The sequence below is a fragment of the Mesobacillus subterraneus genome (assembly GCF_000934845.1).
Classification (GTDB): domain Bacteria; phylum Bacillota; class Bacilli; order Bacillales; family Cytobacillaceae; genus Mesobacillus; species Mesobacillus stamsii.
In genome coordinates, this window is record NZ_JXIQ01000078.1 from 59,120 (window position 1) to 65,438 (window position 6,319).

A 6,319-nucleotide genomic window follows, 5' to 3' on the forward strand; every position below is an offset into this window, starting at 1 on the left:
TTGCTGATCCTATGCGGATTATTTCTGCTGGTCGGGATAATTTATTTGATGTTTATTGTATAAAACAATTGCAAAACCGCCTTCAATGGCGGTTTTTTCGATTAATTATGAGAATTTGTCCCTATTAGCTAATCTAATTGTCATAAAAAGATCATTGTATTATAATGAAAGAAAAGAATTTTCTAAAAATTTTAACTAAGGAGGCGTCAAGATGGAAGCAAAACCGTGGCTGTCGCAATACCCTCCGGAAATTCCTGCTCATTTGGAAATTCAGGAAGCAACCGTCCAGGATTATTTAAAGAGGACTTCTGAGAAATATCCTGAGAAAGTGGCCATCCATTTCATGGGCAAAGAACTGACGTATAAGCAAGTCTACAATTATGCGAAAAAACTGGCTGCCTATCTGCAAGAGCTGGGAATCGAAAAAGGAGACAGGGTGGCGATCATGCTTCCAAATACTCCCCAGTCGATCATCAGTTACTATGCAATCCTAATGGCCGGCGGAATCGTCGTCCAAACAAATCCGCAATATATGGAACGTGAACTGGAGTACCAGATGAAGGATTCCGGAGCCAAAGCAATTATTACTCTGGATATTTTATTCCCGCGGGTATCCAAGATCATCGCCAAAACTAATTTAGAGAATATAATTGTAACCGCTATCAAAGATTACCTTCCATTCCCCAAGAACCTTGTTTATCCTTACATCCAGAAAAAACAGTATGGTCTGATCGTGAATGTGAAGCACGAAGGCCAGAATCATCTTTTTACCGAGATTATGAAAAAACCAGCGGGCAAATGGAAGCAATACGAGCTTGATTTTGAAGAAGATATGGCAGTATTGCAGTATACAGGCGGTACAACCGGATTTCCGAAAGGGGTCATGCTCACTCATAAAAACCTGATAGCAAATGCGGCTATGAGCAATGCCTGGCTGTATAAATGCAAAGAAGGCGAAGAAACTGTCCTGGCGATTCTTCCGTTTTTCCATGTGTATGGGATGACAGCTGTTTTGATTCTGTCTGTCATGCAAGGACAAAAAATGGTACTTTTACCGAAATTCGATGCAGAAACGACGTTAAAGACAATTGAAAAACAAAAACCGACACTTTTTCCAGGTGCTCCAACCATTTACATTGGATTGCTGAATCATCCGGATATTAAGAAGTATGATCTGTCTTCGATTGATTCCTGCATCAGTGGCTCTGCCCCCCTTCCGGTGGAGGTCCAGGAGAGATTCGAGGAGGTAACGGGCGGGAAGCTTGTCGAAGGATACGGATTGACTGAATCGTCACCGGTTACCCATGCTAACTTCTTATGGGATAAAAAGCGTGTGAAAGGAAGCATCGGCGTGCCATGGCCGGATACAGATGCTGCAATTTTCTCATTAGAGACTGGCGAGCCGCTGCCGCCTGGTGAAATTGGTGAACTGGCTGTAAAAGGTCCGCAAGTAATGAAGGGCTACTGGAATAGACAAGAAGAAACGGAGCAGGTGCTAAAGGATGGATGGCTGCTGACTGGTGATCTTGGCTATATGGATGAAGAAGGTTATTTTTATATTGTCGACCGGAAGAAGGATATGATTATTGCCGGGGGCTTCAATATCTATCCACGTGAAATCGAGGAAGTCCTTTATGAACATCCTGCGGTACAAGAGGTTGTTGCGGCAGGAATACCAGATCCATATAGAGGAGAAACGGTGAAAGTCTATGTTGTGCTAAAGGAAGGCAAAGAGGCGAGCGAGGAGGAACTGAACGAATACTCTCGCAAACACCTGGCAGCTTATAAGGTGCCAAGACTTTATGAATTTAGAAAAGAACTGCCGAAAACAGCAGTCGGCAAGATTCTCAGAAGAGCACTTGTAGATGAAGAAAAAGCAAAAATAGAGGACCACCAAAAGCGAGCGTAACTTTAAAGCCCTGCTTGCACGGCTCTTTCTTTTTGGCAAAGAAAGCTTGTCCAATGAAACACATTTTCTTGACAGCCAAAATAGGAAACACTATTATTAAATTATGAATGATTATTCATTCAGCAAGCAGCAATCCAGAGTAAAATTAGCAAATCGGAGTGAGACGCTGTAGCATTTATTGCTTGTGCTTTTCCTTTAAACAGGAGTGGACGAAATGAAAAAAAATAGGCCGAAGTATATGCAAATAATTGATGCAGCAGTAGTCGTTATTGCAGAAAATGGCTATCACCAGGCGCAAGTGTCTAAAATCGCAAAGCAGGCTGGAGTAGCTGATGGAACCATTTATTTGTATTTTAAAAATAAAGAAGACATACTGATTTCTTTGTTCGAGGAGAAAATGGGTTATTTTGTGGGAAGTATTGAAGAAAAAATTGCAGGAAAGCAAACAGCAATAGAGAAGTTATATATGTTGGTCGAAACGCATTTTAAAATTCTTTCAGATGATCGGCATCTTGCGATTGTGACCCAGCTGGAGCTAAGGCAGTCAAACAAGGATCTCCGCCTTAAAATCAATGAGGTGCTAAAGGGCTACTTAATGCTGATCGACAAAATCATTAAGGAAGGCATAGAAAATGGGGAGTTTTCTAGCTCTTTAGATGTGCGTCTCGCAAGGCAGATGATTTTTGGTACGGTGGATGAAACCGCGACTTCATGGGTTATGAACGAACAGAAGTACCAGCTTACTGACCTGGCTAAAAAAGTTCACCAACTGCTGATCAACGGCTGCGGGTACTACGATGACAAACAAATTTCATCAAGTCCTTTGTAAAATGTCATTGTGGAAACATGAAAGAAGGAATCGCCGATTGGGAATAGTCCTTAGTTGAAAAAAAGGAGGGGAAAGTATGGAATATCTTAAATGGTCTACGAAGGACAGGGTAGCTACGATCACGATCGACCGTCCACCAGCTAATGCGCTTGCATCTGGGCTGCTGAAGGAATTATCGGTCGTCCTTGATGAAATCGAGGGAAATGAGGAAATCAGGGTAGTCCTAATTCATGGTGAAGGAAGGTTCTTTTCAGCAGGAGCAGATATCAAGGAATTCACTACAATTAAAACAGGAGAAGATTTTGCCCAGCTTGCGGAGTACGGTCAAGATTTGTTTGAACGGATGGAACATTTTCCGAAGCCAATTATCGCTGCTATTCATGGCGCGGCATTGGGCGGCGGACTTGAACTTGCGATGGCGTGCCATTTCCGTCTAGTAGCGGAAAATGCGAAATTGGGATTGCCAGAACTGCAGCTCGGACTGATTCCAGGATTTGCAGGCAGCCAGCGTCTTCCGCGTTATGTAGGCGTTGCCAGAGCGGCAGAAATGCTGTTTACGAGCGACCCAATCACTGGTGTGGAAGCAGTCCAATTTGGATTGGCTAATCATGCTTACCCTGAAGAGCAATTGCTTGAAAACGCATACAAGCTTGCTGGGAAAATCGCGGCAAAAAGTCCAGTTTCTCTCGGTGCAGCTATTAAACTCTTGAACTATTCCAAACACGAATCCTTCTACAAAGGAGTTAAGGAAGAAGCCAAGCTCTTCGGCGAAGTCTTCCTGTCAGCGGATGGGCAAGAGGGAATTAAGGCTTTCCTTGAAAAAAGGTCACCGGAATTTACAGGAAGATAAGAAAAGCGCAAGCGCCTAGGAGTCTGTCCGACGTTATTCTGTAAGAAAATCCTTTTGGCATAAAATATTTTCAATCTTTAGAACAACTTAAATGTTTGAATACTTAGGAGGGGAACAAATTGAATATTTACGTACTAATGAAGAGGACGTTTGATACAGAAGAGAAGATCACGCTATCAAACGGGAAAATCAATGAAGATGGCGCTGAATTTATCATCAATCCTTATGATGAGTATGCAATCGAGGAAGCAATCCAAGTCAGAGATGCTCACGGTGGAGAAGTAACAGTCCTTTCAGTCGGGAATGAGGAAACCGAGAAGCAGCTACGTACCGCATTGGCGATGGGAGCAGATAAAGCCGTATTGATCAATATCGAGGATGATGTAGAAGACGGAGACCAGTTCACTACTGCGAAAATCCTTGCTGAATACCTTAAGGATAAAAATGCAGACTTAATCCTTGGCGGAAATGTGGCTATCGATGGCGGATCAGGCCAGGTAGCGCCTCGTGTTGCCGAACAGCTTGGAATCCCTTATGTAACAACGATTACGAAACTAGAAATCAACGGAACGACTGCAACGATTACTAGAGATGTCGAAGGTGATTCAGAGGTAATGGAAACAAGCCTACCTGTTCTTGTAACTGCACAGCAGGGCCTGAACGAACCGCGCTATCCATCTCTTCCAGGAATTATGAAAGCAAAGAAAAAACCATTGGATGAGCTTGAACTTGATGACCTTGATCTGGATGTGGATGATGTAGAAGCTAAGACCAAAACGATTGAACTTTATCTCCCTCCGCAAAAAGAGGCAGGGAAAGTCCTTCAAGGAGAGCTAGCCGATCAGGTTAAGGAACTAGTCAGCCTGCTCCATACTGAAGCAAAAGTCATTTAAGATAGAAAAATCAATATGCAGGAGGGAAATCATATGGCGAGAAAAGTAGTAGTATTGGGTGAAGCTCGTGAAGGACAACTAAGAAATGTTTCTTTCGAGGCAATTGCAGCTGCTAAAACAGTTGCAGAAGGCGGAGAAGTAGTTGGAGTACTGCTCGGCGAATCTGTAAAGTCATTGGGAAATGCCCTATTTCAATATGGAGCCGACAAAGTGATCGTAGTAGAAGATGCTAAGCTGGCTCAGTATACACCTGACGGGTTTTCCCAGGCATTGATGGCTGTTATGGAGCAGGAAAAGCCTGAGGGAATTATTTTCGGACATACCTCACTTGGAAAAGATTTTGCACCGAAAATCGCAAGCAAATTGGGCTCAGGACTCATTTCAGATGCGGTAGCGGTGGAGGAAGCAGGCGGAAATCTTGTGTTCACTCGCCCCATCTATTCCGGTAAGGCTTTTGAAAAGAAGATTGTCACGGATGGTCTAGTGTTTGCGACCATTCGTCCAAACAATATTGCTCCATTGGAGAAGGATGCTGACAGATCTGGTGAAGTAACAACTGTTACAGCAGAAATAAAAGATATAAGAACGATCATTAAGGAGGTTGTCCGCAAAGCGACGGAAGGCGTAGACCTGTCAGAAGCAAAGGTCGTGGTAGCCGGAGGGCGCGGTGTAAAAAGCGAAGACGGTTTTGAACCTCTTAAGGAACTAGCAGACGTCCTTGGCGGCGCGGTTGGTGCATCCCGCGGTGCTTGCGATGCTGACTATTGTGATTATTCCCTGCAGATTGGCCAGACAGGGAAGGTTGTCACCCCTGATTTGTATATCGCAGTTGGTATCTCCGGAGCAATCCAGCACCTGGCAGGTATGTCAAACTCAAAAGTTATCGTAGCCATCAACAAAGATCCAGAAGCGAATATCTTTAAAGTGGCAGACTATGGAATCGTTGGCGACTTATTCGAAGTCGTTCCCATGCTCACAGAAGAGTTCAAGAAGCTCAAAGTAAACGCATAAAATTTCCAATGAAGAAAACGGACGAGAACAGCGTTCGTTTTTTTTTTAAAAGGTAAGAAACAAATATGGCGGGCTTCGCACCGCCACCATCTACAATGAGATCCTCAATGGAGAAAAAATGGAGATTCTGGATTTGCAAAAAATGGTAGATAGACAACGAAAGCGAGCATTACAGACATTGCTGAAGGACTAAATGGGCGTATTTTTCGCTATCATCGGGAAATGTTATGCTTTCATTGGGATCATATGACGTACCTAGAAAAATTCATTAATAAAGTCGAAGAACAAATTGACAAATTACTCACTCCTTATCACAAGGAAAGTGAATTGTTAGAAACGATACCTGGTGTCAACAAAGCTGCATCAGCGACGATTATCGCTGATATGGGTGTTGATATGTCAGTATTTAAGTCGGCTAAATATCTTGCATCATGGGCTGGAGTTAGTTCAGGAAATTACGAGAGTGCCGGTAAAAAAAACAAGTAAAATAACGGCAGGAAACAAAGCATTACGGACAATCGCAGTAGAATGTGCATTTGAAACCACAAAACTAAATAACCGCATCACCGCACACCGTAAAAGAATTATGAAGCGACAGGGAAAAATGAAAGCACGAGTCGCTTCCGCTCATTTAATTTTGACCATTGCTTACAACATCTTAAAAACAGGAGAAGCGTATCAGGAACTAGGCCCCGAATACGTTCAACAAAAAAGGCATGATAAAGAACTAAAAATGAAGCGGTTCACGGGCACAAAAAAGGGAAACATGTGCCCGTGAAAAGAGGAAACAGCGGTTCACGGTCACATAAAAGGGAAACATGTGCCCG

The 6,319-nt window shown here is 43.2% G+C and carries 7 protein-coding genes; all 7 read left to right on the forward strand.

Going from position 1 to position 6,319, the window contains the following annotated elements; translation table 11 throughout:
- The first annotated feature begins 211 nt into the window (after positions 1 to 211).
- The 7 genes from UB32_RS10150 to UB32_RS19015 all read left to right on the forward strand — a co-directional run bounded on the left by UB32_RS10150 (position 212) and on the right by UB32_RS19015 (position 6,270).
- Positions 212 to 1,909, forward strand: coding sequence for a long-chain-fatty-acid--CoA ligase (locus UB32_RS10150; RefSeq protein ID WP_044393471.1), 1,698 nt, complete (start codon positions 212 to 214; stop codon positions 1,907 to 1,909).
- A gap of 214 nt (positions 1,910 to 2,123) precedes the next feature.
- Entirely contained in the window at positions 2,124 to 2,738 is a 615-nt protein-coding gene (locus UB32_RS10155) for a TetR/AcrR family transcriptional regulator (protein WP_044393473.1), read from the forward strand.
- Positions 2,739 to 2,814: 76 nt separating this feature from the next.
- Positions 2,815 to 3,588, forward strand: a complete 774-nt coding sequence (locus UB32_RS10160; RefSeq protein WP_044393474.1) for an enoyl-CoA hydratase — start codon at positions 2,815 to 2,817, stop codon at positions 3,586 to 3,588.
- Positions 3,589 to 3,707: 119 nt separating this feature from the next.
- Positions 3,708 to 4,481 (forward strand): electron transfer flavoprotein subunit beta/FixA family protein, encoded by a 774-nt coding sequence (locus tag UB32_RS10165; protein WP_044393475.1) that lies wholly within the window; start codon positions 3,708 to 3,710, stop codon positions 4,479 to 4,481.
- Between the two features lie 15 nt (positions 4,482 to 4,496).
- Positions 4,497 to 5,492: an electron transfer flavoprotein subunit alpha/FixB family protein gene (locus tag UB32_RS10170; RefSeq protein WP_277813882.1), complete on the forward strand. Its 996-nt coding sequence runs from the start codon at positions 4,497 to 4,499 to the stop codon at positions 5,490 to 5,492.
- A 246-nt stretch (positions 5,493 to 5,738) separates the two neighbouring features.
- Positions 5,739 to 5,978 carry a transposase gene (locus tag UB32_RS19010; RefSeq protein WP_157841623.1) on the forward strand — a complete coding sequence of 80 codons (240 nt, stop codon included), beginning with the start codon at positions 5,739 to 5,741 and terminating at the stop codon, positions 5,976 to 5,978.
- Positions 5,956 to 6,270: a hypothetical protein gene (locus tag UB32_RS19015; RefSeq protein WP_052807004.1), complete on the forward strand. Its 315-nt coding sequence runs from the start codon at positions 5,956 to 5,958 to the stop codon at positions 6,268 to 6,270. Before UB32_RS19010 ends, UB32_RS19015 begins: the two co-directional genes overlap by 23 nt.
- Positions 6,271 to 6,319: the final 49 nt, after the last annotated feature.

Bases quoted from the DNA above. Each gene is read 5' to 3' on its own strand.
- UB32_RS10150 (WP_044393471.1), top strand. From the start codon at position 212: ATGGAAGCAAAACCGTGGCTGTCGCAATACCCTCCGGAAATTCCTGCT.
- UB32_RS10155 (WP_044393473.1), top strand. From the start codon at position 2,124: ATGAAAAAAAATAGGCCGAAGTATATGCAAATAATTGATGCAGCAGTA.
- UB32_RS10160 (WP_044393474.1), top strand. From the start codon at position 2,815: ATGGAATATCTTAAATGGTCTACGAAGGACAGGGTAGCTACGATCACG.
- UB32_RS10170 (WP_277813882.1), top strand. From the start codon at position 4,497: ATGCAGGAGGGAAATCATATGGCGAGAAAAGTAGTAGTATTGGGTGAA.
- UB32_RS19010 (WP_157841623.1), top strand. From the start codon at position 5,739: ATGACGTACCTAGAAAAATTCATTAATAAAGTCGAAGAACAAATTGAC.